The organism is Lentzea tibetensis, from assembly GCF_007845675.1.
GTDB classification, from domain to species: domain Bacteria; phylum Actinomycetota; class Actinomycetes; order Mycobacteriales; family Pseudonocardiaceae; genus Lentzea; species Lentzea tibetensis.
This window is the reverse complement of record NZ_VOBR01000002.1, coordinates 403934-429568: the sequence shown is the minus strand read 5'-3', so window position 1 is coordinate 429568 and position 25635 is coordinate 403934. Positions and strand designations below refer to the sequence as shown.

Annotated in this window: 26 protein-coding genes and 2 pseudogenes; 12 read left to right on the top strand and 16 right to left on the bottom strand. The window is 70.3% G+C overall.

The genetic code is table 11. The annotated features are described in order from the left end of the window. Window positions 1-5: 5 nt before the first annotated feature. Entirely contained in the window at window positions 6-725 is a 720-nt protein-coding gene (locus tag FKR81_RS03925; protein ID WP_186762746.1) for a TetR/AcrR family transcriptional regulator, read from the top strand. Between the two features lie 21 nt (window positions 726-746). Here the strand turns inward: FKR81_RS03925 and dmpG are convergent, their stop codons facing one another. The 7 genes from dmpG to FKR81_RS03890 are packed head-to-tail and all read right to left on the bottom strand — an operon-like array spanning window position 747 to window position 6457. Further along, window positions 747-1757, bottom strand: a complete 1011-nt coding sequence (dmpG, locus tag FKR81_RS03920; protein WP_235921274.1) for a 4-hydroxy-2-oxovalerate aldolase — start codon at window positions 1755-1757, stop codon at window positions 747-749. Next, window positions 1739-2668 (bottom strand): acetaldehyde dehydrogenase (acetylating), encoded by a 930-nt coding sequence (locus tag FKR81_RS03915; RefSeq protein ID WP_268891515.1) that lies wholly within the window; start codon window positions 2666-2668, stop codon window positions 1739-1741. The genes dmpG and FKR81_RS03915 overlap by 19 nt, the downstream gene beginning before the upstream one ends. After that, on the bottom strand, window positions 2665-3441 hold the full coding sequence (locus FKR81_RS03910) for a 2-keto-4-pentenoate hydratase (protein ID WP_146349504.1): 777 nt from the start codon (window positions 3439-3441) through the stop codon (window positions 2665-2667). The genes FKR81_RS03915 and FKR81_RS03910 overlap by 4 nt, the downstream gene beginning before the upstream one ends. After that, complete coding sequence (locus FKR81_RS03905) at window positions 3431-4360, bottom strand: DODA-type extradiol aromatic ring-opening family dioxygenase (RefSeq protein ID WP_146349503.1); 930 nt, start codon at window positions 4358-4360, stop codon at window positions 3431-3433. Before FKR81_RS03905 ends, FKR81_RS03910 begins: the two co-directional genes overlap by 11 nt. After that, a complete protein-coding gene (locus FKR81_RS03900; protein ID WP_146349502.1) occupies window positions 4357-5226 on the bottom strand; it encodes an alpha/beta fold hydrolase in 870 nt (289 codons plus the stop codon). Before FKR81_RS03900 ends, FKR81_RS03905 begins: the two co-directional genes overlap by 4 nt. Beyond that, entirely contained in the window at window positions 5223-5726 is a 504-nt protein-coding gene (locus FKR81_RS03895) for a cupin domain-containing protein (protein WP_146349501.1), read from the bottom strand. The genes FKR81_RS03900 and FKR81_RS03895 overlap by 4 nt, the downstream gene beginning before the upstream one ends. Beyond that, window positions 5726-6457 carry an SDR family oxidoreductase gene (locus FKR81_RS03890; protein WP_146349500.1) on the bottom strand — a complete coding sequence of 244 codons (732 nt, stop codon included), beginning with the start codon at window positions 6455-6457 and terminating at the stop codon, window positions 5726-5728. The genes FKR81_RS03895 and FKR81_RS03890 overlap by 1 nt, the downstream gene beginning before the upstream one ends. A gap of 38 nt (window positions 6458-6495) precedes the next feature. Between FKR81_RS03890 and FKR81_RS03885 the strand changes: the two genes are divergently transcribed. The 3 genes from FKR81_RS03885 to FKR81_RS03875 are packed head-to-tail and all read left to right on the top strand — an operon-like array spanning window position 6496 to window position 9301. Continuing rightward, window positions 6496-7263, top strand: coding sequence for an IclR family transcriptional regulator (locus FKR81_RS03885; protein ID WP_146349499.1), 768 nt, complete (start codon window positions 6496-6498; stop codon window positions 7261-7263). 59 nt (window positions 7264-7322) lie between these two features. After that, window positions 7323-7814 carry a cupin domain-containing protein gene (locus FKR81_RS03880; protein WP_235921270.1) on the top strand — a complete coding sequence of 164 codons (492 nt, stop codon included), beginning with the start codon at window positions 7323-7325 and terminating at the stop codon, window positions 7812-7814. Next, window positions 7811-9301 carry a flavin-containing monooxygenase gene (locus FKR81_RS03875; RefSeq protein ID WP_146349498.1) on the top strand — a complete coding sequence of 497 codons (1491 nt, stop codon included), beginning with the start codon at window positions 7811-7813 and terminating at the stop codon, window positions 9299-9301. Before FKR81_RS03880 ends, FKR81_RS03875 begins: the two co-directional genes overlap by 4 nt. A 583-nt stretch (window positions 9302-9884) precedes the next feature. Here FKR81_RS03875 and FKR81_RS44865 read toward each other — a convergent pair. After that, on the bottom strand, window positions 9885-10022 hold the full coding sequence (locus FKR81_RS44865) for a hypothetical protein (protein WP_235921268.1): 138 nt from the start codon (window positions 10020-10022) through the stop codon (window positions 9885-9887). Between FKR81_RS44865 and FKR81_RS44860 the strand changes: the two genes are divergently transcribed. Then, window positions 10021-10245, top strand: coding sequence for a hypothetical protein (locus FKR81_RS44860; protein WP_146349497.1), 225 nt, complete (start codon window positions 10021-10023; stop codon window positions 10243-10245). The two genes, FKR81_RS44865 and FKR81_RS44860, sit on opposite strands and share 2 nt — an antisense overlap. A gap of 81 nt (window positions 10246-10326) precedes the next feature. Continuing rightward, window positions 10327-10884: pseudogene (locus tag FKR81_RS44855) on the top strand (DUF2306 domain-containing protein); the annotation flags it as partial. A 66-nt stretch (window positions 10885-10950) separates the two neighbouring features. On the opposite strand, the gene FKR81_RS03860 reads toward FKR81_RS44855, so the two are convergent. Then, the gene (locus FKR81_RS03860; RefSeq protein ID WP_146349495.1) at window positions 10951-13590 is read right to left on the bottom strand and encodes an AAA family ATPase; all 2640 of its coding nucleotides are present in this window, start codon (window positions 13588-13590) and stop codon (window positions 10951-10953) included. Window positions 13591-13796: 206 nt separating this feature from the next. Between FKR81_RS03860 and FKR81_RS03855 the strand changes: the two genes are divergently transcribed. Both FKR81_RS03855 and FKR81_RS03850 read left to right on the top strand, forming a co-directional pair. Next, window positions 13797-14306: an RICIN domain-containing protein gene (locus FKR81_RS03855; protein ID WP_146349494.1), complete on the top strand. Its 510-nt coding sequence runs from the start codon at window positions 13797-13799 to the stop codon at window positions 14304-14306. Window positions 14307-14446: 140 nt separating this feature from the next. Continuing rightward, entirely contained in the window at window positions 14447-15205 is a 759-nt protein-coding gene (locus FKR81_RS03850) for a heparin lyase I family protein (RefSeq protein ID WP_328593121.1), read from the top strand. A 24-nt stretch (window positions 15206-15229) separates the two neighbouring features. Here the strand turns inward: FKR81_RS03850 and FKR81_RS03845 are convergent, their stop codons facing one another. After that, window positions 15230-15568 (bottom strand): hypothetical protein, encoded by a 339-nt coding sequence (locus tag FKR81_RS03845; RefSeq protein WP_146349492.1) that lies wholly within the window; start codon window positions 15566-15568, stop codon window positions 15230-15232. Between the two features lie 174 nt (window positions 15569-15742). On the opposite strand from FKR81_RS03845, the gene FKR81_RS03840 reads away from it, so the two are divergent. Beyond that, entirely contained in the window at window positions 15743-16276 is a 534-nt protein-coding gene (locus tag FKR81_RS03840; protein ID WP_146349491.1) for a hypothetical protein, read from the top strand. A 28-nt stretch (window positions 16277-16304) separates the two neighbouring features. On the opposite strand, the gene FKR81_RS03835 is transcribed toward FKR81_RS03840, so the two are convergent. Beyond that, window positions 16305-17003, bottom strand: a complete 699-nt coding sequence (locus FKR81_RS03835; RefSeq protein WP_186762745.1) for a DUF4142 domain-containing protein — start codon at window positions 17001-17003, stop codon at window positions 16305-16307. A gap of 432 nt (window positions 17004-17435) precedes the next feature. Between FKR81_RS03835 and FKR81_RS03830 the strand changes: the two genes are divergently transcribed. Beyond that, window positions 17436-18527 (top strand): BMP family lipoprotein, encoded by a 1092-nt coding sequence (locus FKR81_RS03830; RefSeq protein WP_146349584.1) that lies wholly within the window; start codon window positions 17436-17438, stop codon window positions 18525-18527. 18 nt (window positions 18528-18545) lie between these two features. On the opposite strand, the gene FKR81_RS03825 is transcribed toward FKR81_RS03830, so the two are convergent. Further along, window positions 18546-19394 (bottom strand): NYN domain-containing protein, encoded by an 849-nt coding sequence (locus FKR81_RS03825; RefSeq protein WP_146349489.1) that lies wholly within the window; start codon window positions 19392-19394, stop codon window positions 18546-18548. A 142-nt stretch (window positions 19395-19536) separates the two neighbouring features. On the opposite strand from FKR81_RS03825, the pseudogene FKR81_RS03820 reads away from it, so the two are divergent. Further along, window positions 19537-19958, top strand: a pseudogene (locus FKR81_RS03820) (SGNH/GDSL hydrolase family protein); the annotation flags it as partial. A 30-nt stretch (window positions 19959-19988) separates the two neighbouring features. Here the strand turns inward: FKR81_RS03820 and FKR81_RS03815 are convergent. From FKR81_RS03815 to FKR81_RS03800, 4 genes are all read right to left on the bottom strand, one after another. Further along, the gene (locus FKR81_RS03815) at window positions 19989-21731 is read right to left on the bottom strand and encodes a hypothetical protein (RefSeq protein ID WP_146349488.1); all 1743 of its coding nucleotides are present in this window, start codon (window positions 21729-21731) and stop codon (window positions 19989-19991) included. A 301-nt stretch (window positions 21732-22032) separates the two neighbouring features. After that, a complete protein-coding gene (locus FKR81_RS03810) occupies window positions 22033-22818 on the bottom strand; it encodes a three-helix bundle dimerization domain-containing protein (RefSeq protein ID WP_235921267.1) in 786 nt (261 codons plus the stop codon). 131 nt (window positions 22819-22949) lie between these two features. After that, window positions 22950-23690, bottom strand: coding sequence for an SDR family NAD(P)-dependent oxidoreductase (locus tag FKR81_RS03805; protein ID WP_146349486.1), 741 nt, complete (start codon window positions 23688-23690; stop codon window positions 22950-22952). Between the two features lie 2 nt (window positions 23691-23692). Further along, a complete protein-coding gene (locus FKR81_RS03800) occupies window positions 23693-24664 on the bottom strand; it encodes an NmrA/HSCARG family protein (RefSeq protein WP_146349485.1) in 972 nt (323 codons plus the stop codon). A gap of 131 nt (window positions 24665-24795) precedes the next feature. Between FKR81_RS03800 and FKR81_RS03795 the strand changes: the two genes are divergently transcribed. Next, window positions 24796-25629, top strand: coding sequence for a helix-turn-helix domain-containing protein (locus FKR81_RS03795; RefSeq protein WP_146349484.1), 834 nt, complete (start codon window positions 24796-24798; stop codon window positions 25627-25629). The last annotated feature ends 6 nt before the right edge of the window (window positions 25630-25635 follow it).

Genomic DNA, 25635 nt, shown 5'->3' with positions numbered 1-25635 from the left:
CTGCCGTGACCGACGAACCGCCGCCCGTCATCTGGGCACGCCTCTCCAGCCAGGGGCGTGGGCCGGCGCGCACACTCGACTACCGGGCCATCACCACGGCCGCGATCGCCCTGGCCGACGAGGACGGGGTCGACGCGGTCTCGATGCGCAAGGTCGCGGGGCGGATGGACCACAGCCCGATGTCGCTCTACCGGCACATCGGCAGCAAGGAAGACCTGACCGAGCTGATGTACGACGCGGTGCTGGGCGAGTTGGACCTGACCGGGATCCCGTCCGGGAGCTGGCGCGCCGACGTCGCCCGGCTGGCCGGGGAGATGCGCAGGCTCCACCACGCCCACCCCTGGATCGTCCGGTTCGGGCACCGGCCGAGCCTGGGACCCAATGCCCGGCGGTTCCTCGAAACCGGTCTGGCGTGCGTGGACGGGCTCGGTCTCGACATCGACGGGATGCTGGACCTGCTGTCCACCGCCCTGCAGTTCACCAGGGGCTTCGTCGTGCAGGAGCTGGGAGAGGTCGAGGCGCAGCGGCGCACCGGCCTGGACTTCGCTGGCTACCAGCGCCACACCGGGCCGTTCATCACGCAGTTGCTGCAGGAGGGCGGACTTCCCTACCTGCGACGGCTGGTCCTCGAGGCCGAGGACCTCCCCGATCCGGACGTGGTGTTCGAGCGCCGCCTGGGGATGGTGCTGGACGGGCTGGCGGCCGGGATCGGTCGCCGGGGCTGACGGTGGCATCCCGTGTGGGTGTCACCGGGCCAGTGACTGGCGCGCCGCGAGAGTCAGGGCCACGTCCACGAGCATGTCCTCCTGACCGCCGACCAGTCCCCGTCTGCCCGCCTCGACGAGAATGGAACGCACGTCGACCCCGTACCGCTCGGCGGCCGTCTCCACGTGCCGCAGGAACGAGCCGTAGACGCCGGCGTAGCCCAGGGTCAGCGTCTCCCGGTCCACCCGCACCGGCCGGTCCTGCAACGGGCGCACCAGGTTCTCGGCGGCGTCCTGCAACGCGAACAGGTCGCAGCCGTGGCGCCAGCCGTTGAGGTTCGCGACCGCGACGAAGGCCTCGAGCGGGCAGTTGCCGGCCCCGGCGCCCTGCCCGGCCAGCGAGGCGTCGACGCGCGACGCACCCGCCTGGACCGCCGCCATCGAGTTCGCCACGGACAACGACAGGTTCTCGTGTGCGTGAATGCCTATCTCCGTCACCGGATCGAGCAGGTCGCGGTAGGCGCGCACCCGGTCGCACACGCCGTCCATCATCAGCCGGCCACCGGAATCCGTGACGTAGACGCAGTGGGCGCCGTACGACTCCATGAGCTTCGCCTGCCGGGCCAGTTCCCCCGGCTCGGCCAGGTGGCTCATCATCAGGAACCCGGACACGTCCATGCCGAGCCCACGCCCCACCGCGATGTGCTCGGCGGCGATGTCGGCCTCCGTGCAGTGGGTCGCCACGCGGACCGACCGGACACCGAGGTCGTTGGCGCGCCTCAGGTCGTCGACGGTGCCGATGCCCGGTAGCAGGAGCGTGGTCAGGCGAGCGCGCGAGATGGCCGCGGCCGCGGTCTCGATCCACTCCCGGTCGGTGTGGCTGCCCGGTCCGCAGGTGAGGCTGCCGCCACCGAGACCGTCGCCGTGGGACACCTCGATCCCGTCCACCCCGGCGGCGTCGAGCGCGGCCGCGATCCGCGCCACGTCGTCGAGCGCGATGCGGTGGCGCACGGCGTGCATGCCGTCCCGCAGCGTCACGTCCTGGATGAACACGTCGCCTCCACGTGCTCGGCCACGCGCAGGGCGGCGGAGGTCATGATGTCCAGGTTTCCCGCGTAGGCGGGCAGGTGGTGGCCGGCGCCCTCGACCTCGAGGAACACGGACACCTGGTGGGTCGCAGGCGCTCCACCGGTCAGCGTGCGCACGTCACCGGTCACCGGCGTGATCTGCACCTGCTGCTTGAGGCGGTAGCCCGGCACGTACGCCGCGACCTCGTCGACCATCGCCCCGATCGACGCGCGGATTCGTTGGTGCGCCGAGGGATCCTCGTCGTCGATCAGGCAGAGCACGGTGTCGCGCATGATGAGCGGCGGCTCGGCCGGGTTCAGGACGATGATCGCCTTGCCGCGCGCCGCGCCACCGACGACCTCGATCGCACGGGCCGTCGTCGCGGTGAACTCGTCGATGTTGGCGCGGGTACCCGGTCCGGCGGACTTCGAGGCGATCGACGCGACGATCTCGGCGTACCGCACGGGCGTCACGCGTGCGACCGCCGCGACGACCGGGATCGTCGCCTGGCCTCCGCACGTGACCATGTTGATGTCGGGCGCGTCCAGGTGGTCCTCGAGGTTGACCGCGGGCACGACGAACGGGCCGAGCGCGGCCGGGGTCAGGTCGACCATCCGCACACCGTGCGGCGCGAGTGCACGGGCGTTGGCCTCGTGCGCCTTCGCCGAGGTGGCGTCGAAGACGATCCGGATGCCGGCGAAGTCCGGCATGGCGATCAGGCCTTCGACGCCACCGGACGTCGTGGGCACACCCAGTTGCCGGGCCTTCGCGAGGCCGTCGGACGCGGGGTCGATGCCCACCATCGCGGCCATCTCCAGCCGCTCCCCCAGTGTCAGCACCTTCACCATGAGGTCCGTCCCGATGTTGCCCGAGCCGATCACCGCCACCTTCGTCACGAGCCACCTCCGGTGAAGCTGACGGAGACCTCGCCGATCTCGCTGATCACGGCGTGGAAGCGGTCACCGGGCCGCACCGGCACGACGGGACCGAGCGCGCCGGACAGCACGACCTCGCCCGCTCGCAACGGGCTGCCGAGCTCCCGCGCCGTCGTCGCCAGCCACGCGACGGCCTCGGCCGGGTCACCGAAGCAGTCGGCCCCCGCCCCGGTCGAGACGAGGTCGTCACCACGCCACAGAGTCATCGTGCACTCGCGCAGGTCGAGGTCGCGGAGCAGGCGGGGCTGGTCGCCGAGCACGAACAACCCGGCCGAGGCGTTGTCGGCGACGGTGTCGAGGATGCTGATGTCCCAGCCCGCGATCCGGCTGTCCACGATCTCCAGCGCCGCGACGACGTACGCGGTCGCGGCGGCCACCTCCAACGGACCCGTCCGCGGACCCGCGAGGTCGTCGGCCAGCACGAAGGCGATCTCGGCCTCGATCTTCGGTTGCAGGGTGCGGCGAACGTCGACGCGTGCGCCCGAGGGGTAACCCATGTCGTCCAGCAGGACACCGAAGTCGGGCTGGTCGACGCCGAGCTGCGCGCGCACGGCCGGGTTGGTGAGCCCGATCTTGCGGCCGACGACCTTCGCTCCCGCCGCACCCCGGCCCGCGACCCAGGTGGACTGGACGGCGTACGCCGCACCGATGTCCGGGAGCAGGCCGCGGACCGGGGCGCAGGGCCGCCGCTGCGCACGGGCGGCGGCCAGGCGCCGGGACGCTTCAGCGGACATCGAAGGTCGCCCCGATGCCCATGCCCGTGATCCACTCGGGCACCGGCTCGTAGCTGGTCCACACGAGCGGGACGTCGACCGCGGCCTGCCCGATCAGCCAGGTCCGGATCTCGTGCCCGCCGCTGCCCGCGTTCTCCTCGAGGTGGTCGTCACCGAGTGCGGCGATCTGCGTCGGGTTGCCGTCGACGAGCTGGTCGAGGAACCAGCGGTCCCACACGGCGTTGACGCGGGCGGTGGGATCGCCGCCCATGGCGCGCACCCGCGGCTCGCGTGCCGCGGCGAAGGCCCGGACGTCCTGACGCCCGTGGATCACCGCCTCACGCCGCTCCCCCTCCACCGTGCGCGGGTCGTTGGACGGCAGCCAGTGCGACAGCCCACCGCTCGCGACGACGAGCACCCGTCCGGCGAAGTCCGACCGCCGGATCGCCGCGCCGAGGACCGTGCCGAGCAGGACGCACCGCTCCATGCTCGGCAGCGGCGGGGCGGCGGTGTTGACGACCAGTGGCACGAGCGGGATGTCGGCTCCGCCGGTCACCATCTCGTAGCTCTGCACGACACCGTGGTCCACGGTGAGCGAGTAGGACAGCGACAGGTCGAACCCGGAGCTCGCCAGCGCGTCCCGGATGAGCCACGCGAGCTCGGCCGCGATCGGCAACGGCCCGGACCGGCTGCCGAAGTCGCCGAAACCGACGGCAGCCTCGACCCCGAGTGCGAACGGCGGCATCACGTCGTAGAAGTTCGCGTGGAAGTGGTCGGGGCCGATGACGACGATCGCGTCCGGCGCCAACCGGGCAACGGCGTCGGCCACCCGCGCCACGTCGGCCAGGAACCGGCCGCCCGGCTCGGCCGGGTCTCGCGGCGGAAGCAGGGTGGCGAACGGGGAATGGGACAGGCCGACGAAGCCGACGATCTCGCTCATTCCGGGTCCTTTCCGAGCAGCAGGAAGTCGCGGTGCGTCCGCAGGTACTCGTCCGGCTTCTCCCACTGCGGCCAGTGACCAGCGTCGGAGATCACGTGCAGGCGTGCGTCCGGCAGCCAGTCCAGCAGCATCGCGGCCTCGTCGAGCCCGCCCGTGGGATCGTGTTCGGTCCACAGCAGCAACGTCGGCGCGCCGATCTTGCCGACCCAGGCCGGGTCCCAGGCGAAGTCCTTGCGCACCAACGGGTCCTGCAGGACCAGCGTGTTCGTGATCGCCCGCACGAAGCCGGGCCGGGTGTAGACCGCACGCCTGAGGTTCACCAGCTCGTCGGTCACCATCTCCTTGTGGTGGAACAGGAACTCCACGCGCCGGCGCACGGTCTCGTCGCTGGGGTCCTGGACGGCGGCCATCGTGCTCTCCCGCAGCCGCGCCATCACCTTCGGCTTGTTCGCGATGTTGCCGGGCGTGTTCAGCACGAGCCGGTCGACCCGGTTCGGGTGGTGCGCCGCCGTCCAGGCGACGACCCAGCCGCCGAGCGACTCTCCGGACAGGTGCGCGGACTCGATGCCCAGCGCGTCCATCAGGCCGAGCAGGTGGTCGGACAGCACGTCGATCGTGTACGGCTGGTCCGGCAGGTCCGACCAGCCGTGGCCGACCATGTCGTACGCGGTGACGCGGAAGTCCTCGGCCAGCCCGGCGATGTCCCGTGAGTACGCCTCCAGGTGGCCGCCCGTGCCGTGCAACAGGATCAGGTCGGGACCCGCCCCCGCCCGCAGGACTCGCGTGCGGACGCCGCCGACGTCCACGTGGGACAGTTCGTGGCCGACGTCGGCCAGGTCGCCCCAGATGCTGATGTGATCGATCATGTCTCGTCCCCTCGAAATCGGGCGCGGGCCTCGTCCACGGTCACCAGCCCGGCGCTCTGCCGTCGTCCGACGCCCAGCAGGCCCAGCAGCCGCGAGTTCTCGATCGTCAGGAACTCGACCGGGTGCTCGGCGGAGTCGTTGTAGTGGCGGTGCCACGTCCACGGCGGGGTGTAGACGAAGTCGCCGGCCGACCAGGACGCGGTCTCGTCCTCGACCTCGCTGTGCCCGTCGCCGGAGATCACGAAGTGCACGGTCTCGTGGTGGTGGCGCTGCATGTCCGAGCTCGACCCCGGCGGGATGGTCTGCCGGAAGATCTCGAACGTGGCGGTCGGCAGCTTTCCCGCGATCGACAGCGTGGTCGGGTTGTGGATCTCGCCGGCGGGCAACGTCTCGAGCTCCCCGGCGCGCACGACGATCGGGCGGGCTGCGCTCGGCCGCACGGTGTCCGAGATGGCGCCGAGGAAGTCGGCCATGCTGAAGTCCGGTCCGGACTCGGCCATCAGATCGTCTCCGTTCTGCCACCGTCGACCGTGAACACGGTCCCGTTGACGTAGCTCGCGGCCTCGGACGCCAGGAACGCCACCGCCGCCGCGATCTCCTCCGGCCGCGCCGCGCGGCCCACCGGGATGGTGGCGGTGTCGTCGGCGTCGCGCTCGTCGCGGGCGGCGAGGACCTGTCTGCGGCGCGCGGTGTCGGTGGCGCCCGGTGCCACGCAGTTGACCGTCACGCCCTTGACCGCGAACTCCCGCGACAGCAGCTTGGCCGCCGCGGTGACCGCGGACCTCAGCACGACGGACACCGCGAGATCCGGGTGCGGTTGCCGCACGGCGGTCGAGGTCACGAACACCACCCGGCCGAACCCGCGGCCCGCCATGTGCGGCAGCGCGAGCCGGGCCAGCCGCAACGGCCCGAGCAGGAGCAGCTCGAACGCCGACCGCCACTGCTCGTCGGGCACGTCCAGGACCCGGCCGGGCGCTGGGCCTCCCGCGTTGAGCACGAGGACGTCCACGTCGGTGACCGCGGCCTCGGGGCTGGCCATGTCGTCCACCAGCGAGCTGACGTCCACGCCGGTGAGGTCTCGCAGCCGGGCCGCCGCGGTCTCGAGCACGTCCGCCCGGCGTCCGGTGATGATGATCCGGTGGCCCGAACGCGCCAGGTGCTCGGCGACGGCGTGTCCGATGCCGGCGGCGCCACCGCCCACGAACGCGGTTCGGGTGAGGGTCTCGGTCACCGGGTTAGCCTGAGACGCATGGACTCGTGGAGCCAACGATGAGTCCCGCTGAGCGGGATCGCACTTCGGACGCCGTGGGCGGCCTCGACCGAGCCGCGGCGATCCTCGGCGCGTTCGACGCCACGCATCGCGAGCTCACCCTCGCGACGCTGGTCGCGCGGTGCGGCCTGCCCCGGTCGACCACCCACCGCACCGCGGACAAGATGATCCAGCTCGGCTGGCTGGACAAACCGAAGGACCGGTACCGCATCGGCAACCGGCTGTTCGAGCTCTCGGGGCTGGCGCCCGTGCGGCACGAGCTCCGCGAGGCGGTGCTGCCGTTCCTGCACGACCTGCACAGCGCGGCCAAGACCACGGTGCAGCTCGGGGTGCTCGACGGGACCCAGGTCCTGGTCGTGGAGAAGATCACCGGCCACCGGGCGATGCCGATGCTGTCGCAGGTCGGCGGGATGATCCCGGCGCACTGCTCCGCGCTGGGCCGCGCGATTCTGGCGTACTCGGACGCGCCGACCGTCGAGGCCGTCATCGCCGCGGGTCTCACGCCGCGCACCCCGCGCACCCTCACCACCTCGGTCGCCGTGCTGCGCGAGCTGGCGGCGATCCCGCACCGCGGCTGGGCGGTCGACCGCGAGGAGGGCAACATCGGCGTGAGCTGCGTGGCCGCCCCGATCTTCGGCCCGCTCGGTGACGTCGTGGCCGCGCTGTCCGTCACCGGCCCCACGCAGCTGGTGCGGGCGGACCGGATCGGGCCCGCCGTCCGGCTCGCCGCCGCTGCCGCGTCGCGGGCGTACTCGACCAGGCGGTGAAGTGCGGTCCCGGTGAGCGGGACTGCCGTTTGGCGTGCCACCTCGGCTGCCCTCAGGCTGTGATCGCGCTTCCATCCGGCGACTCGAAGGAGACCACGGTGACACTGGGCGGTGGCTACATGCTCCCCTCGCGCGAAGGCCACGGGATCGCCGCGATCGGGCTGGGCATCACGATGAAGACCAACGGCAAGTCGACCCACGACGCCTACTCGCTGTTCGAGTACACGATCCCGCCGGAGACCGACGGTCCCCCGCCGCATGTCCACACCCGCGAGGACGAGTCGTTCATCTGCCTCTCCGGGCGCCTGGACGTCCATCTCGGCGGCGAGGACTTCGTGCTGGAGCACGGCGACTTCCTGTTCCTGCCGCGCGACGTGGTGCACGCGTTCCGCAACCCCTACGCCGACGAGTCACGCGTCATCTCCGTGGTCTCCCCCGCCGGGCTCGAGCGGTACTACCAGGCGCTGGCGGACCTGCCGCCCGGCCCCAAGGACATCTCCAAGATCCAGGCCGTCATGGCGGACTTCGGCATCGAACTGCGGATGCCATGAGGGTCGCGGTCATCGGCGCCGGCGTCGCCGGACTCGTCACCGCGAAGGTGCTGGGGCAGACCGGGCACGACGTCCAGGTCTTCGACCGGACTCCGGACGTGGGCGGTGTCTGGAGCGAGACGCGGCGCTACCCCGGCCTGACGACGCAGAGCCCGAAAGCCCAGTACTCGTTCTCGGACTTCCCGATGCCCGAGGACTTCCCGGAGTGGCCCACCGGCGCCCAGATCCAGACCTACCTCGCGGACTACGCCGCGTCGTTCCGCATCCCGCTGCGCCTCCGCACGGAGGTGACGGCGGCACGCCCCGGCCCGGACGGCGGGTGGACGCTCGAGTTCGACGGCGCCACGGAGACGTTCGACCGGCTCGTCGTGGCGAACGGGGTGTTCTGCGAACCCTCCGTTCCGGTGTTCCCAGGGCTCGACGAGTTCACCGCGGCCGGTGGCCGGGTGTGCGCGGCCACCGAGTTCCACGACGCCGCCCAAGCCGAGGGCGAGCACGTGCTGGTGGTGGGCTACGGCAAGTCGGCGTGCGACGTCACCGTGCCGATCAGCCAGGTGGCGGCGAGCACGACCGTGATCGCCCGTCAGCTGCTGTGGAAGGTGCCGCGCAAGGTCGGCGGAGTCCTCAACTTCAAGATGCTGCTGCTGACCCGCATGGGCGAGGCGTTGTTCCGGTACCTGCACCTGCGCGGCTTCGAGAAGTTCCTGCACGGGCCCGGCAACGGCCTGCGCCGCAACATGATCAACTCGATCGGCTCGGTGTCGGCGCGGCAGTTCAAGCTGCGCGAGCTCGGCCTGGTGCCGCCGGGCCACATGGAGGACATCGTGCGCGGCGCCATCGGGCTCGCGACCGAGGGCTTCTTCGAAGGGGTGGCCGACGGCAGCATCGTGGTGCGTCCCGGCTTGACGATCGCCAAGCTGTTCACCTCGGAAGGCAGGCGGTTCGCCGCGCTCAGCGACGGCACGGAGCTCCCGGCCGACGTGGTCGTCTGCGCGACCGGCTTCCGGCAGGGCGTGCCCTTCCTGGGCGCCGACGTCCAGTCGCACCTGCTCGACGAGAGCGGCAACTTCCTGCTGTACCGGCAGATCATGCCGATCGGCGTCCCAGGTCTCTACTTCAACGGCTACAACTCGTCGTTCTTCAGCCCGTTGAACGCGGAGATCGCGGCGCTCTGGATCGCGGCCGACCTCGCGGGCGCGGTACCTCTCCCCGACCCCGTCGCCATGCGGGAGGCCGTCGCCGCCCAGCTGGCGTTCATGGACGACGCCACGGACGGGCACCACTGCCGGGGCACGAAGATCATCCCGTTCTCCCTGCACAACGTCGACGAGGTGCTGGGCGACCTCGGCGTCAACATCGGGCGGCACGTCCGGGCATCGCACTGGATCAACCCCGTCGACCCGGCGGCGTACCGGAGCGTCACGCCTGCGCTGCTGAAGCGGCTCGAGGACCCCGTGCTCACGGGCAGACTCCCCACTGGGTGTTGATGGCCGGTGTGAGCTCGTCTCGGTGGTCGAGCACGGTGGTCGCGCCGCACCTGGGACACCTGAGCTCGATCCGCCCGTCGTGGCCGCCGCGGCGATCCACCCCGGCCTGGCCACTCCCCGCCCCCAGCTCATGCCGTCCCCACCCTCCGTGTGTGGCTGCGGCCATCATTCGCACACCACATCTGCGGCACAGCACACGACCGGGGAAACGTTCCATCGGCCCGACCCCCGCCACACGATTCCGCGTTCGCGCTCGATGCGGCAGCTCGGTTCCGGTGACGAGTCCCAGTTGCGCACCGGGGTCGCGCTGCCTCCCGAGCAACCGCTCGACCGCGACACGGTGACACAACTGCAGGAATTGGGCGGGTTGAGCATCGACTCTTCGCCGTTCCAAGTGGACGGAGACCGCACGTGAGCGGCAATACTCTCGCCGGCGCGCTGTCGGTACCGCACCGTCGCGACAAGACCGTCAGGTACCGGGCGCGAGGAAGGCGGCTACGGCCGCATCAACGCCGAACGCACTCGTGTGGCCCGCCCGACACCGGGCGGTCCGGTTTCTTGTCCGCGCGTGATCTTGGGGGGATCACATACCGAGCGCCGTCCGGCCGACAGCCGCGGCCGTCCTCGTCACCGCCGCGCCCGCACTCGCCATACCGGTCGCGCCGCCCGAGCCGGTCGTCGTCAACGTCGTCGCCCACCAGGACGACGACACCCCGTTCATGAACCCCGACCTGCACAACTCGATCCGGTCGGGCAGGCCGACCAAGACCGTCTTCCTCACCGCGGGCGAGGGCGGCTTCGCCCCCGAGCCGGGCAAGGACACCGAGCCGACTGCACAGGCGTGCCGCGACGGCGCTCGCGGCCGGCGGTGGCAACCCTCTGTCGCGGGAGCGCGTGCTCGAGGCGCCGTAGCGGCGTGCGATCGCAAAGAAGTCACCAGTTGATACGGAACTCGAGCGACCCTGAGCGCCGTATTCGCCGTGTCCTACTGCGACGATCCGCGAGCGAAACGACAGGAACCGGCGATGACGATGACGACAGAGCAGCTCTCGGCAACGAGGCCCACGTCGGGGAAGGCGAAGACGCGGCCCTGGTGGAGGCATCCGTGGACCGCCGTCGCGGTGCTCGTCGTGGCGTTCCTCCTGTTCGCGCTGCCGCCCTACGTGACCTTGGACCCCGGCCAGTCACGGATTCCGGTGCGGTTCGACATCCCGCTCTACTACCCGGTGCTCATCTTCCACATCTTCACGGCGGTCATCGCGTTGGTCATCGCCAGCCTGCGGATCTCACCGTGGTTCAAGCGGCGCTATCCGTCCGCGTTTCTGACCAGCGAACGACTTTACGTCTTCGCCGGGGTGGTTCCTTCCGCCATTTCGGCCCTCGCGATCGGCGCGGTGAGCTCATTCGGCCTGGTGACCAGGACCAGTCACATCATCGTGGCGACCCTGTGGCTGGTGTGCACGATCAAGGGATACCGGCTGGGCAGGCGTGGGGAGACTGAGGAGCAGCGCAGGTGGATGCTGCGCAGCTACGTCCTGACGACGGCGGCCATCGTGAACCGGATGTGGGCCATCACCTTCCTGCTGGTGCTCTCCCCGCAGGTGGACACCCTGTTCGGGGGTAGCCAGCAGGCCATGCTGCAAGCGATCTCAGGCATGTCCGCCTTCCTGAGCTGGACCGTCCCGCTGATCGGTCTGCAGTGGTGGCAGGACAGCAAGGACGCCGCCGCGCGCCGGCGAGCATCCTCGATGGGCTCGTGGCAGCATCCCGAGCTCGTGCGCCTTCAGGACGGCGTTCAGCCGGTCGGTCGCGCCTAGTTTGCGGTAGGCGTTCTCCAGGTGCTTGGTCACCGTCCGGCCCGAGATGCCCAGCCGGCGCCCGATCGCCTCGGCCGTCAACGCCTGCGCCAGCAGCTCGACCACGGCCAGCTCTCGTGGCGTCAGGGCAACCGATGCCCTGCGCGTGAACAGGTGCGCACCGCAGTCGGTGAGCACGGCCAGTCCACGCTCGCGGTGGTGGGTGGCCTCGTCACCGGCGCCGAGCAGGTTCGCGGCGAGCAGGTGTGCCCGGCCCAGGCTGACGCGTTCCTCGTTCTGGGAGAAGCAGTCCACCGCGGACAACGCGTGTCGCGGATCGCCGGACACGTGCGCCCACGCCAGGTGCGCGTATCCCCGGCGGCCGGGGAACCCGAGCCGGTCGGCCAGCTTCTCGGCGCGTTCCGCCCACGACGCGTCCCCGTCGGCGGCTGCGAGCAGCTCGAACGACAGCACCCGGTTCGCGGGAGGGAGGTTCGGCAGGTCCGGGCCTCCGCCCACGCGCAGCAGCAGGTCGACGCACGCGCCCGAGTCGCCGCGGTAGTGGTGGACCTGGGCCAGCACGCACCCGCCGATGGCGCGGAACCAGTCGTTGACCGTGCCGCCCAGCTCGAACGCCTCCCGGCCGAGACGAAGTGCCTCGGCCAGCTCGCCCTGCCAGGTGGCGAGCCAGCACTGCTGGGCCAGCGCGACGGTGCGGAACTCGTCGCTGCGCATGAGTATCGCGGTCTCGGCGGCTTCGTCGACGGGCTCGTTCGCCTCGGCGAGCTTGCCGATGTCCCCGAGCGCCGTGCCCTTGGCGAGCAGCAGGTAGGTGATCACGTGGTGCTGGCCGGACGCGCGGGCGAGCCGCAGGCCGCGGTCGAGGTGCCGCAGCGCGTCGGTCTGCCGTTCGAAGAACACCTCGCTCCAGCCCAGGTGCACCAGGGAGTCGAGGTGCGGCAACAGGTCCTGGTCGAGTGAGCCGTCCACAAGGGACTTCGCCTCGGTGAGCAGGTCGTGGTCGTCGGGGTCGACCACGCCGTCGGCGATCCGGTTCTGCACGAACGCGGTGAGCGCGCCGACCAGCAGGCCCGGATCGTTCAGGTCGCGGGCGGCCGCCAGTGCCTCGGCGGCCCAGTCGCGGTTCTCGGCCCAGTCGCCGTGCCGGACCCGGTCCGCGGCCAGGGCGAGCTTGAGCAGTGCGGCGGCCTCGCCGCTCTGCGTGGCCAGCTCGTCGAGGACGAGCGCGCGGGCTTCGGCGTGCCTGCCGAGCATGCCTTCGACGCCCGCGCAGAATCCCGCCACGCGCGCCCGTTCCACACCGGGCGGGAGGTGGTGCAGCACCTCGTGCAGGACGTCGCGGCTCTCCCACAGCTCGCCGGTCATGCCCAGTGCCTTGGCGAGCATTCCCAGTGCCACCAACCTAATTCCGTCGTCCGGGTGCAGCTCGAGTGACGCGCGCAGCCAGTGCGCGGCGGACGCGGGTGCGGTGTTGAGCGTCGTGGCCGCCGCCTCCAGCAGCACTGCGACGGCCTGCTGGTCACCGGGCTGGGCGGCACGTTCGACGTGGTGCGCCAGGGAAACCGCGGGCGCGCCGCGTTCCCGAAGTGCCTGGGCGGCCCTGCCGTGTGCGGCGAATCGCCAGCCTGCACCCGCCGACTGGTAGACGGCGTTGCGCAGCAAGGGATGCCGGAACCGCAGCTCCCGTGCCGTCGCGCGGATGACGTCGCGTTCGGCCAGTCCGTCCAGCGCTTCGAGCGTCTCGTTCAGCCCGTGATCCGCGGTCGCGGCCACCAACGCCGGGTCGAAGACGTCGCCCGCCACCGCCGCCGCGCGAGCCACCCGCAGCTGCACCGGTGTGAGCGCGGCGAGCTCCCCGGCCAGCACCCCGCCCCGATCGAGCCCTCCGGACCGCACCAGCGCCTCGAGGTAGAACGGGTTGCCTCCGCTGGCGTCGTGCACCGCGTCGTCGCCACCCAGCTCGGCCACGTCCGCGCGAGACAACGGCCCCAGTTCGATCAGCTCCACCCGTGCCAGCGCGGCCACCAGCGCGGGCGGTGCCTGCCGCGGCCGATGCGCCAGCACGAGCAGCACCCGTCGCGCTGGATGGCGAACCAGGTGGTCCAGCAACCCGATGGACGCGTCGTCCGCCCAGTGCACGTCGTCGAGCACGAGCACGAGACGTTCAGACGCCAGCTCCTCCAGCAACCGCCGCACGGCGCGGTGCACGTGGTGCCGTTCCACCGCTCGCCCCGCGAGCCCGAGCTGCTCGTCGGTGACCAGCCCGTCCAGCGCGGTCGCGAAGACCCCGAACGGCACCTGCTGTTCGAACTCGGCGGCGTGCCCGTGCAGCACCCGCACTCCCCTGCCGGCCGCGAACTCCGCGAGCAGCCTCGTCTTGCCGATCCCGGGATCACCGACCACCTGCACCGCACGCGCCCGCGTCCGTTGCAGCAGCTCCAGTTCCCGGTGACGGCCGACAAATCTCGTCACCCCTGGTCCCCTCCCGCGAGAGGACGCTACTTGCCGAGATACACCGCGGTACCCCTGCGCGGACTGATCTTGACCAGCCGATCAGGTTAGGCATGCCCATGCTCAGAAGGCCCTACGCAGTACTGCGTATTCAACGGACCTCGGTGGACAGGCGACGGTGTCCGCAGCCGTGATCGACACGGCCGTGGAGAGAGGGAACCGACAACATGCTGCGAAGAATCGCGGTCTTCCTGGCCGGCATCGGACTGCTGGCCATGGCGCCCGCCACCGCGCAGGCGGACGGCGCGTGGAACCAGATCCAGAACATCTACAGCACCCGGTGCATGGACACGTTCGCCAACCTGACGCCCGCCAACGGCGTCATGGTCCAGCAGTGGGACTGCAACGGCAAAGAGCAGCAGATGTTCACCAAGCACTACCTCCCCGGCACCGACCGCTTCCTGCTCCAGAACAAGCGCAGCGGTCTGTGCGTCCAGATCCGCTACCACGCCACGTGGGCCGGTGAGCTCCTGGAGCAGTGGAGGTGCGACGCGAACGTGGCGAGCCAGCAGTGGCGCGCGTTCGATCCGGGCGGCAACTCGACGGGCGCCAAGTGGCTGGTCAACGTGAACAGCGGCAAGTGCGTCGAGATTCCGGGCTGGAACGTGGACAAGGGCGTGTGGCTCACCCAGTCCGACTGCGTGTTCGGGCACAAGCAGTTCTGGCGCGGGCTCTGACCTGAGCGGCCGTGCGCGTCGCCTCGCGAGGCCGGCGCGCACGGCCAGCGTGCTTGACACGTCAGGTCACATTGGTGACTGTGGATGCACCGCCGCCTCGAAACCGCCGCACGAGTTTCGAGGAGGGTGTTGTGCAGAACATGTTCAACCGCCGCATCGCGTTGCGGGCCGGAGTGCTCGCCGCTGCGGCGACCCCGTTGATGCCGGGGATCGCGTCGGCCGCGTTCGCGTTGCGCTGGAACCCTGATCCCGGCGTGGACGGCCTGAAGGCGTTCGCGGGTGTCGAGGACGACCGCTCCGGCTCGCATTCGGGTGTCAAGCACATCTTCGCCGAGTCGGCGCAGTACCGGTTCGTGATGCACAAGTCTGATCGGGACGGTTCGGACCGCCAGCGCCAGGAGGTGCGCGGCATGGCCAAGAACGGCAGCCGCGTCGACATGAAGAAGGGCGAGACCTGGCGCTACAACTACCAGATGTTCGTCCCGCCGACGCTGAAGGCGACGACCAGCTTCACGCACATCTTCCAGGTCAAGCACACCGGCGTGGCCTCGCCGGTGGTGACGATGTCGTTGTACCGCGCGGGCAGCAGGGAAACCGTCGAGATGCGTCTCTTCGGTGCGGGACAGGCGAAGCTCGGCGTCACGGACCTCGCGCCGCTGCGCAACAAGTGGATCGACGTGGAGATCGAGATGAAGGTCGCCGACAGCGGCAGCCTGCGCTACTCGCTCAAGGACAACGGCACCACCGTGGTCAACGCGTCCCGATCCGGCTTCGACACCTGGCTCGGCGGCAGCCAGGCGCACCCGAAGTGGGGCATCTACCGCTCCCTGGGCGACTCCGGTCAGCTCCAGGACACCTATCTGTTGCTGCGCGACATGAAGGCCTACCGCAACGAGTAGCCCGTCTCCGGCCGGCCCCGGCGCTCAGTGGTCCTGTCCGCGGCCGGGGTCGGCACGGTTGTCGTGCAGCGCGGCGGCCGCGGTGGTGATGTCACCGCACATCCAGCGGGCGCACTCGCGGGCGAGGACGATCGAGCGGCAAGCCTTGGCGTAACGCCGTTCGCCCTGGACGGTGTTGCCGAGGTGGGTGAGGACGTGGTCGACGGCGGCGGTGAGCGCGCCGACGGCGGTGAGCATCTCGTCTACCTCTGCGGCGCCTGGCCGGTCGGGCAGCCGCTCGGGCTCGGTGGCGGCCAGGAGGACCGGAGCGAGCTCGACGAAGCGCCTCAGGAACGTGGTGTCATCCGTGGTGGCGGATCCCATTGCGCTGCTCCTCAGCCGAGCCGTTGTCCCTGTGCGCACGCCATGTCCAGATTCAGGCTATGGCCGGACTCCGGGGTGGTTAAGCATGCGGTCGCATAGGCCGTATTGGTCGTTGTGGTCGTGGCCCGCCCATCCGAGTTGACGGCTTGTGTCGAACAGGTGTTCGATGCCGCCATGCTGCCGAACACCGTCGACGTCGAAGCTCGGATGCGCCGCCTGGCCGCACTCGTGCAGACGAGCAACAGTCTCATCACGACACTCAGCACCTGGCTCGGCACGCAGGTCGCACATCAGCTGATCGACACGCGAAGGCGGGGAATCACCTTGCAGGAAGCGAGGAAGCTCGATCTCGGCGCGGGCACCCCGCTCCCCTACCGCCAGGGCGAACTGTGGGCACGGCTCGGCGGCAGTCCCGTGAGGATCGCGACGGCGAACGCGTTGGTGGTGACCAGACGCATGCCGCGCGAGGTGGTCGAGCAGATCCAGCGGGTACCGCTGGGATTCGCCTTGCAGCCGCACGGCGTCTACCGGCGGCCCGACACATCGGTCTGCGCACCGACCCACGACGCACACCGAGGACCACGCCTGACGCTCAGGCTGACCGCCGTGCTCGTGGTGAACGGCCGACCGTGGGCGCTGACCGATGAGACCATCGACCAGGTGGTCGTGGAGCACACCGCCGAACGGCCGCAGGACTCGGTCGGCTAGACCGTCCACCGTGGAGACTGCGACGCTTTCAGACCTGGGCGTGTCTGCGTGACGCCTTCTTCTTCGTGCGCTTGAGGAACCGCATGCCGACCAGCGAGCCGATCAGCACGGCGAGAGCGGCGATCAGCACACCGTTGCCACCCGACGAACCTGACTCCTGCCCAGCGCGGTTGAACCGGCTGCCCGGCGGAACGGTGGGAGTCACCCCGCCGTCCGCGGCGGCCTGGTCCGACGTCGGGGCGGCGACCGCGGGAGAAGGAAGGCTGTTGAAGTCGACGCGACCGGTGGCTTCCAGTGCGGTGATGTGCTCCAGGACCGTGATCATCGCCTGGTTGGCCAGGATGCGGATCAGTTCGTTCCTGGTGCCCGCCCTCATCCCCGCGACGACTCCGTAGACCTTCCCGTGCGCCGCGCGCAGCCGGTTGGCGAACACGGCCTCGAACTCGTCGCCCGCGGCGGCGGCGTCCATCTCGCCGAGCCACCCCTGCTGGTCGGAGTTCGGTTCCTGGGGCAGGTCGACTCCGAGCAGGAGTCCCGCGCGGTTGACCACGCGATCGAGCAGCACGTGGCCGCTCCTGATGGTCTTCGCCGCCTCCGTGAACTTGGGGTTCGTCGACTTCTGCCCGACCTTGTCCGCCGCGGGCATCTCCCAGAGACCCGCCTGCTTCACCTTGAAGAGCAGGTCCCTGTCCGCGGGCCCGAGCGGGCCCCACTGAGTCTCGACCACCTCGTCGTCCTTGCCGCCGCTACCTGGCGGCGGTGTGGACACGGAGGTGGACGACGGTTGCTGAACTTCGCCGGATGCGGGTTGTCCAGCCGAGACGCCTGTCGTCAGGAGCGTGAAGATCAGGCAACCGAGAACTACGACCGAAGAACGGCGGGCCGAGGGCGCCTCATCTCTCACTGGTTGCACGATCGGGACTACGGAGAAACGACTAAGGACAACACACCCAAGTGCCTTACGTTATCGAAACGTTACTTGGCGCTCAGGCCGTTCCCAGCAGGTGAGCGCTCGTCCGACCGACCGCGGCGAGGCGGTACGGTCCAGCCCTGATGCGACCTTCAGAGGCCGCGTCTGCTCGACGAACGGGGAGGTAGACGAGCCGTGCGCCGTCGTACACGTGGTACCGCTGTCGCCGCGATCGCGTTGACCGGCCTCATGGTGGTGAGCGCCTGCGCGAAGGACTCCGGCGGTGGCACCGGGTCGACCAACGCCGCTGGTGCCGCGTGCGAGTTCTCGTCGGCACCCAGTGCGCCCGCCACCTCGAGCACCAGCGCCGCCGCCAACGGCGAGAAGGTCGACGGCAGTGCGCTCAAGATCGGTCTGGCCTACGACATCGGTGGCCGTGGCGACGCGTCGTTCAACGACCTCGCCGCCGCCGGGTTCGACCAGGCGATCAAGGACATGGGGGTCAAGAAGGAGAACACCCGCGAGCTCTCCGCCGCCCCGAACGAGGACGAGTCGGCCAAGCAGACCCGGCTGCGCCAGCTCGCGTCCGAGGGCTTCAACCCGATCGTCGGGGTCGGCTTCGCGTACACCGAGGCCCTGAAGGTCGTCGCGCCGCTGTTCCCGAACGTCGAGTTCGGCCTGGTGGACTCGGCCGTCGAGGGCGCGGCCAACGTCACGCCGCTGGTCTTCGCCGAGCAGGAGGGGGCGTTCCTGGCCGGCGTCGTCGCCGCGTACCAGAGCAAGAAGTGCCATGTGGGCTTCGTCGGCGGCGTCGACATCCCGCTGATCCAGAAGTTCGAGGCCGGCTACTTCCAGGGTGCGAAGACCGCCGCCCCGAAGATCGAGGTCGAGAAGAAGTACCTCACCCCGGCCGGTGACTTCACTGGCTTCCAGGACCCCGCGAAGGGCCAGGAGGCCGCGAACGGTCTGCTCGACAAGGGCGCGGACGTCCTCTACCCCGCCGCGGGCGCGTCCGGCATCGGCGTCTTCTCCGCGGTGAAGCAGGCGGGTGCGCTGGCGATCGGGTGTGACGCCGACCAGTACAACCAGCCTGCGCTCGCGAACACCAGGGACGTCATCGTCGCGTCGAGCCTCAAGCGCGTCGACGTCGCGGTGTACGACTTCTTCAAGGCCGCCGCGCGGAACGACCTCGCGTCGCTGCCGAAGGTCTTCGACCTGAAGGTGAACGGTGTCGGCTATGCCACGTCAGGTGGCAAGATCGACGCGAAGCTGCAGGGCATCCTCGAGGGCTACCGGCTCCAGATCATCGAGGGCAAGATCAAGGTCGCGGACAAGCCGTAGTCCTGAGGTCGCGGCCGGTCATTCAGGGCGGACCGAGTACGCCCGCGGGTACTTCCTGCCCGGTGCCGGCGCGGGCGATCCGGTGAACGACACCGGCGTCCCCATCGGCAACCAGGTCTGACCGTCGGGCAGATCGTCGCGGGACACGAACCACGAACCACCACGGGTGTCGGTGATGAACCCGTGCGGCTGCCCGGCCTTCCAGCCGGTCGCGGTGCCTCGCCTGCGGCCACGAGGCGAGCCCACCGGAGAAGCGACCGCCTCGGAGGACCGCACGAAGGGGTGCCGCAGCGGGTAGCCGGGCCGGTCGGCGGGTGCGAACAGCGCGTCGAAACCAGGCGTGAACGTCGTCGCGGCGCGCAGCGGGGCCGCAGTGCGCGGTGTCCAGGCGGGCGGCGGCGAACCCTCGGACGTCCGCACGTCGACGACCGGCACGATCACGTGCACGCCGCGCCCGGTGAGCCGGGCCGCGAGCGGAGCGAAGTCCGAGTCTCCCGTGAGCAGCACGACCCAGTGCAGCGGCACCGTCGTGGCGCGTTCCCACGCCTCGAGCGCGAAGTGGACGTCGACGCCCTTCTCCTTGCCACCGTGGAGAGGCAGGTCGTGCCGGGTGACGCCCGCGGCGGCCAGCACCGCGTCGAAGGACGTGGCCGGGGTCTCGATGCGGCCGCGCACGTAATGCGCCTCCTGCACCACGCAGTCCTCGAGTGGACGACCGGTCTCGGTGTGGACGTACCAGCGCACTGCGTCGTGGAGACCGTCGAGCGAGATCCGGGCCGCCCTCGGGTGAGCGGTGGCGTAGAAGTCACTGAGGTAGGCGAACCACGTGCCGTCGTAGAACACCCCGATGCGAACGATCTCACCCACCGGACGGACCCTACCTCGTCGGCTGGTGCGGGACAGAACCGGAAGATCGGCGGCACCGCCCGCGATCGGGGTTCCCGGCACGGACAACGGCTGTCCGAACTTCTCGATCCGCAACATCGTGCACAACCAGCGCCGGTGGGCGCGAGGTGCGCGTGCGGCTGTCGAACGCATCGCGCTCGGCGACTCGATCACCGACGGCGCGAACTCCACGTGGGGCGCCAACCTCCGTTGGCCCGACCAGCTCGCCGACCGGATCAACCATCGCACCGGCGTGCTCAACGCGGGTCTGAGCGGCAACCGCCTGCTGCTCGACGGAGGCAGCGCGGGCGCCCGGCTCGACCGCGACGTGCTGAACCAGTCCGGTGTGCGCACGCTGATCGTGTTCGAGGGCATCAACGACATCCAGCAGACACCAGCCCGTTGTTCGACGACGTGGCCGACTTCGACGCCACCGTCCGCGACCCGGCGGACCCGCAGCGGCTCAAGCCCGAGTTCGACTCCGGCGACCACCTGCATCCCGGCGACCGGGGCTTCGCGGCGATGGCCCGCACCGTCAGGGTCTGAGGAATCTTTCCGGGCCGCTGATGGTCGCCGTCAGGTGCGGCTCAGGACTCGGGTGATGCCGGCGAGCACCGCGGTGATGAGCAGCCAGCCCGCGACGATCAGCACGTAGGCGACGACCTGTCCGGTTCCGTGCGGGTTCCAGGCGTTGTCCTGGCCGAGACTGACGATGGGCAGGATCAGGTCGAGCGCGTACGCGAACGGGGCGAAGTCGGGCGCGGGACCGGCACGCAGAGCGGTCGGGCGGTTCGCCGCGAAGTAGGTCGTGCCGATGATCAGCAAGGCCAGCACCCACAGGCCGGCCAGCCAGGGCCGGTAGCCGTATCCGACGACGGTGTCCTGGATGAACCCCCATGTCCTGCCTGGAAAGTTGAGCTGCTTGCGGCGCCTGCGCTGGCGAGCCAGCAGGACCCGGCGCGCGTCCTCGTCATGTCCGATCCGGCGGTAGTAACCGGCCAGTTGCTCGTAGGGTTGCGGCTGGTAGCCCGTCGTGTCGCGGGCCAGCCACGCCAGGCGTTGCCCGGCAGGCAGGTCGGGGCTGAGCCGGTCGTACCGCAGACCGTTGAGCCGGAGTTCGTCCGGCCACGCGTCGACGGTGTCGCGCAACGTTTCCACTCGCGCGTGGCGCAGGTCGACGACGCCTCTGATGGAGCTGGCGGCCGGCGCGCGTGGTGACCGGTCCGGGTCTTCGGCGAGAGGAGCCGCGCCCAGGTCGACCTGACCGTCGATGTCGGCGCCGGTCAACCGGAGCTGTCCGGTGCAGGTGAATCCGTTGTGGCAGAACAACCCGCTCTTCACGAGCACGCGCTCGGCGTTGAGCGCGGTGCCGCGCGGGTTGTGGAGTGTGGCGCCGGCGAGGAGCAGTGGACCGTTGATCTGAGCGGAACGCAGTCGGATCTCACCGCGGGAGGTGAGGTTCGTGCCGAACAGTCCACCGGTGACGGTGATCTGGTCGGCGGTCAGGGTGACTCCGTCCGGATTGGACAGCATCGCGTCGTCGAGTCGCAGCGGGCCGTTGATCTGCGCGTTGCTCAGGTCGATCTCGCCGTCGACGGTGAAGGGAGCCCGTTCCGCCGGGTACCCGGTGCGGCAGAACAAGCCCTGGCCCACCACGAGTCCCCACGCCTTGATCGCCGAGCCGTCCCGGCCGACGATGCGCGTCCCGTCCAGCTCGAAGTAGCCGCCGATGCGCGCGCCGGGGAGCCGCACCGTGCCCTCGACATGCATGTCGTGGCAGTACACGGCGCCGTCCACGGTGAGGAGGTCACCGTTCCACGCCACGCCGTCCAGGCTGCGGATGCGCGACCCGCTGAGCTCGATCTCGGAGACGTGCGAGCCGTACAACGACAACCCGCCGAAGTCGCACCCGGTCGCCTCCAGCTCACCGCGCAGTTCGAACCGGGTGGCGTCGAGGTACGGGAAGACGCAGCCCTGCAGCCGGAAGCTGCGCGTGGACGCCTCGGTCAGCACGATCCTCGTGTCGAACACGCAGTGCTCGAACAGGATCGGATGCTCGATCCGCGCGTGGCTCAGATCCAATCGGCCGGTGACGTGGGCGCCGGCCAGCCGCAGCTGGGGCACCGAGCCCGGTGCAGGGGTGACCGGAGCGGACAGGAGTGCCGCGATCACCTCGCCGCGCACCCGACGCTCGGAGTCCCACGTCTCCACGTGGTGCGGACCGTCGTCCGGACCGGCACGCAGGTCGACCAAGTCGCCGCGGGAAAAGGCTTCCCGCAGCTGCCGCTCGACCGCGGAAAGATCATCTGGCTCGGACACGAGCCACAGCATCACGAACCTTGATCCGCTCGCGCAACCTCCAATTGCCGCACCAGTCTTCAGCCGGCTAGCGCGCGCAACGCGTTCTCGGACGGTGATCCTGGTTCGACGGTGTACAGGCCGCGTGGCGCCAGGTCTGGTGGAAACCCCGATGATCGCGGGCCAGGACCCGGACACCGAACCCTTCAAGTCGATCATCGCCGCCCACCCTCTCGGGCGCATCGCGAAGGCCGGCGAGATCGCCGACGCCGTGGTGTGGCTCAGGGGTGCCGGGTGCTCGCACCCGGCACCTGCCCCGCCGTCACACCGTTGTCCGGCGCAGCAACCGGTGCGTGCGCCGGACCGCCGCCAGCCGCTCTTCGACGTTGATCGCCAAAGCGCGGACGACGGGGTCGTCGGGGCCTCGTCGGCGGCGGATCTCGGCCAGCCGGTCGTCCACCGTCGTCGGGTGCCCGTCGGGACTGGTGGTCATGTCGCAGTACCACAGCGCGTCACGGAGGCGGCCGCGGTCGTCGTCGAACTCCGTCAGCCCTTCGGACAATCCGACCACCTCCGCGACGGCCGCGGCACCGGAGTGGTGTGCCACCAAGCCGCACACCCGCCGGGAGACACCGGCTCGGAGCAGGTACCGCGCACCGTCCAGCGAGTGCAGTCCCGTGTCGACGAGTTCGGCCGCGTACCCGATGTCGTGCAACCACGCCGCGGCCACCAGCAGGTCCTGTTCCTCCGGCACCAACACGCGGGCCACCTGCTCCGCTCGGCGCGCCACCCCGCAGGTGTGCGCCCACCGGCGGGGCAGGTTCCCGGCGAGCAGCCGCCGAGCGGTGTTCCGCGCCCAACTCGACGGGTAAGTACCCGACATTCCCGGCAAACCAACCGGAAAGTCCCGCGCGGAAGCCCGCACCGCGCGTTCCACGAGCAACGGCACGAAGTCCTGCACCCGCGCACCGCCCAACCGCGCATGCGCGTGCTCGATCCACTCGTGCACCAGGCTCGGCGGCACACCGTCGTGCTCCCGGACCAGCCGGGACTCCAGACGCCGGATCTGCTCGTCCACCGCCCGCCGCCGCACCGTCGTCGTCAGCACGGTCACCCACCTTCCGCGACATCCGCCGCACCAAGGTAAGCCCTCCCGGCTCCACATCTCAGTGCCGCTGCGGACGAGGTTCGTTCGGCCTGCTGGAAGCCCGGAGCCTCCCGTCTCAGTTGGTCACCGCACTAGGCGAGCAGACCGCCGTCGATCCGCAGCGTCGCCCCGGTCACGTACCCCGCACCCGGACCGGCGAGGAAGGCGACGGCTTCGGCGACGTCCTCCGGCTTCCCGACCCGCCGCATCGGCACCGCGGCCACCACGGCGGCCGCGGCGTCCTGGTCCAGCACGTCGGTGTCGATCGCTCCCAGTTGGACGATGTTCACCGTGACGCCCCTCGGCCCGAACTCGTGCGCCCACACCCGGCCGTAAGCCTCCAGCGCCGCCTTGCCGGCCGCGTAGTCGCCGACCGGGAAGCTCGTGCGGCTCGCCGCGGTCGAGCTGACCAGGATGATCCGGCCACCGGCACCGAGGTGCGGGGCCGCCGCACGGGTCGTGGCGGCCACGGAGGTGACGTTCACGGCGAACTGCCGGGCCATCGCGGCGTCGTCGCGGTCCGGGTCGCCCAGCGGACCGGTGTGGAAGACGGCCGCGTTGTTGACCAGGATGTCGAGTCGCCCGAACCGGGTCACGACGTCGTCGACCAGACGCCTGGGCGCGGAGTCCCGCCCCTGGTCCGTCTGGAACGCGGCGGCGCGCACCCCGGTGGCGATCAGCTGGTCGACGACGGCGTCCGCCTCGGCCGCCGCGTTCGCGTAGCTGATCGCCACGTCCGCACCCGCATCCGCGAGCCTGCGTGCGACGGCCGCGCCGATCCCGCGAGAGCCTCCCGTGACCAGTGCCGCTCTTCCACTCAGACCGTTGTTCATGCTCAGCCGACTGGGATTTCGCCGCGGTGCTCGTGCAGCCACGAGTCGAGCGACTGGAGCTCGGGGTTGAGCTGTCGCGCCCGTGCCAGGTCCCGCACGCCCGCGAAGTGGTCGGACGCGTCCGCGTAGAACTGGAACATGTTGGCGATCTCCACCGCGAACGGGAAGCCTGCCGCACGCACCTGGTCGAAGGTGTGCGGCCGGTAGACGACCTTCTCCCCCAGCACGTCGGTGAACTTCTCGGCGAGTTCGTCGCCCGTCGCGTGGGCGCCCGCGATGCTCACCGTCTCGCCGATGAGCTCGTCGCCGCGACGCAGGATGCCCAGCGCGGTCTTGCCGATGTCCTCGGACGCGATGAGCGCCATCTTCTTGTCCGCCATCGGAAGCGTCAGCACGAGGTTGCCGTTCTCGTCGCGCTGCGGGCCCTGCCCGGCGACGACGAAGGCCTCGTAGTAGAAGGTCGTCTGCAGGAAGGTGGTCGGCACGCCGAGCTCGGTGAACGTCGCGTTCGCCTCGCCCTTCGCGTCGAAGTGCGGAACCTTGAATCCCCCTTCGACGGTGGGAACGTCGACGCCGAGCCGGTCGAAGTGAGGCCGGGTGTCCTCAAGGGTCGACCACACCACGTGCCGCAACCCCGCCTTCTGCGCGGCGCGTGCGGCAGACGCGGCCTGAGCGAGCTCCATCTCGGCACGCGTCCGCTTGTCGGCCTTCGCCTGCTGGGCCCAGTAGTCCGTGACGACGAAGGCCCCGTGCGCACCGTCGAACGCCTCGCGCACGCTGGACTCGTCGTCCAGGTCGGCCCACCTCACCTCGGCGCCCTTGGCGGCGAGTTCGCGCGCCTTGTCGGAGTGGGGATTCCTGGTCAGTGCCCGGACTGTGAAAGGGCCCTGCGGGTCGTTGAGAATCGCTCGCACCAGGCCGCCGCCCTGCGCGCCGGTCGCGCCCACCACGGCAATGGTCTTCTTCTCGGTCACCGTCAACTCCTGGTCGGATTGGTTTCGGGTACCGCCACGTTGACATCGGTGAGCACGACCGCGCCTTCCCCTGTCGTGGGTACCCATGGCAGGGGAAGGCACGGGGTCCGGCGATCGGCGAGAGTGGGATCATGGGCGAGCACAGGAACACGTCGCAGGAGCTCGGAGACTTCCTGCGGACGCGCCGCGCGGCACTCACCCCGCAGGAGAGCGGAGTGGCCACGTACGGGTCACCGCGTCGGGTACCGGGGCTCCGTCGCGAGGAGGTCGCGCTGCTGGCCGGCGTCAGCGTGAACTACTACACCCGCATCGAGCAGGGCGAGAGTCACCAGATGTCCCACTCGGTGCTCGAGTCGATCGCCAACGCGCTCCAACTCGATCCTGACGAGCGGGTGCACCTCGCGCGACTGGCCAGGCCGACGCAGATCGTGCGCCGCAGAACGGGCCCGGAACGGGTCCGCGAGTCGGTGCTGGCACTGGCGGAGAGCACGTCCGAGCAGGCGACGATCATCGTCGGCCGGCGGATGGACCTGCTCGGTGGCAACCGGCTCGGGTTCGCGCTGCTGGGCCTCGCGCCCGACCAGCGGCCCAACATGGCGAAGATGATGTTCCTCGATCCCGCGATGCGCGACCTGCTCGTGCACTGGGAGTCCGAGGCGCGCAAGGCCGCGTCCTACCTCCGCATGGCTTCGAGCGACCAGCCCGACGATCGCCTGCTGGCGGAGCTGATCGGCGAGCTGAGCATCAAGAGCACCGAGTTCACCCGGATCTGGGCCGCCCACCCGGTCAGCGAGTGCCTGCACTCGGTCCGCGAGTACAACCACCCGGTCGTCGGTCACCTGACGCTCAACGAGGAAACCCTGCGGCTGCCGGACGACCCCGGCCAGCGGCTGATCTTCCACGGCGCCGAGCCGGGAACGAGTTCCGCCGAGCGCCTCCGGCTGCTCGACTCCCTCCTCGCGTAGCGATCG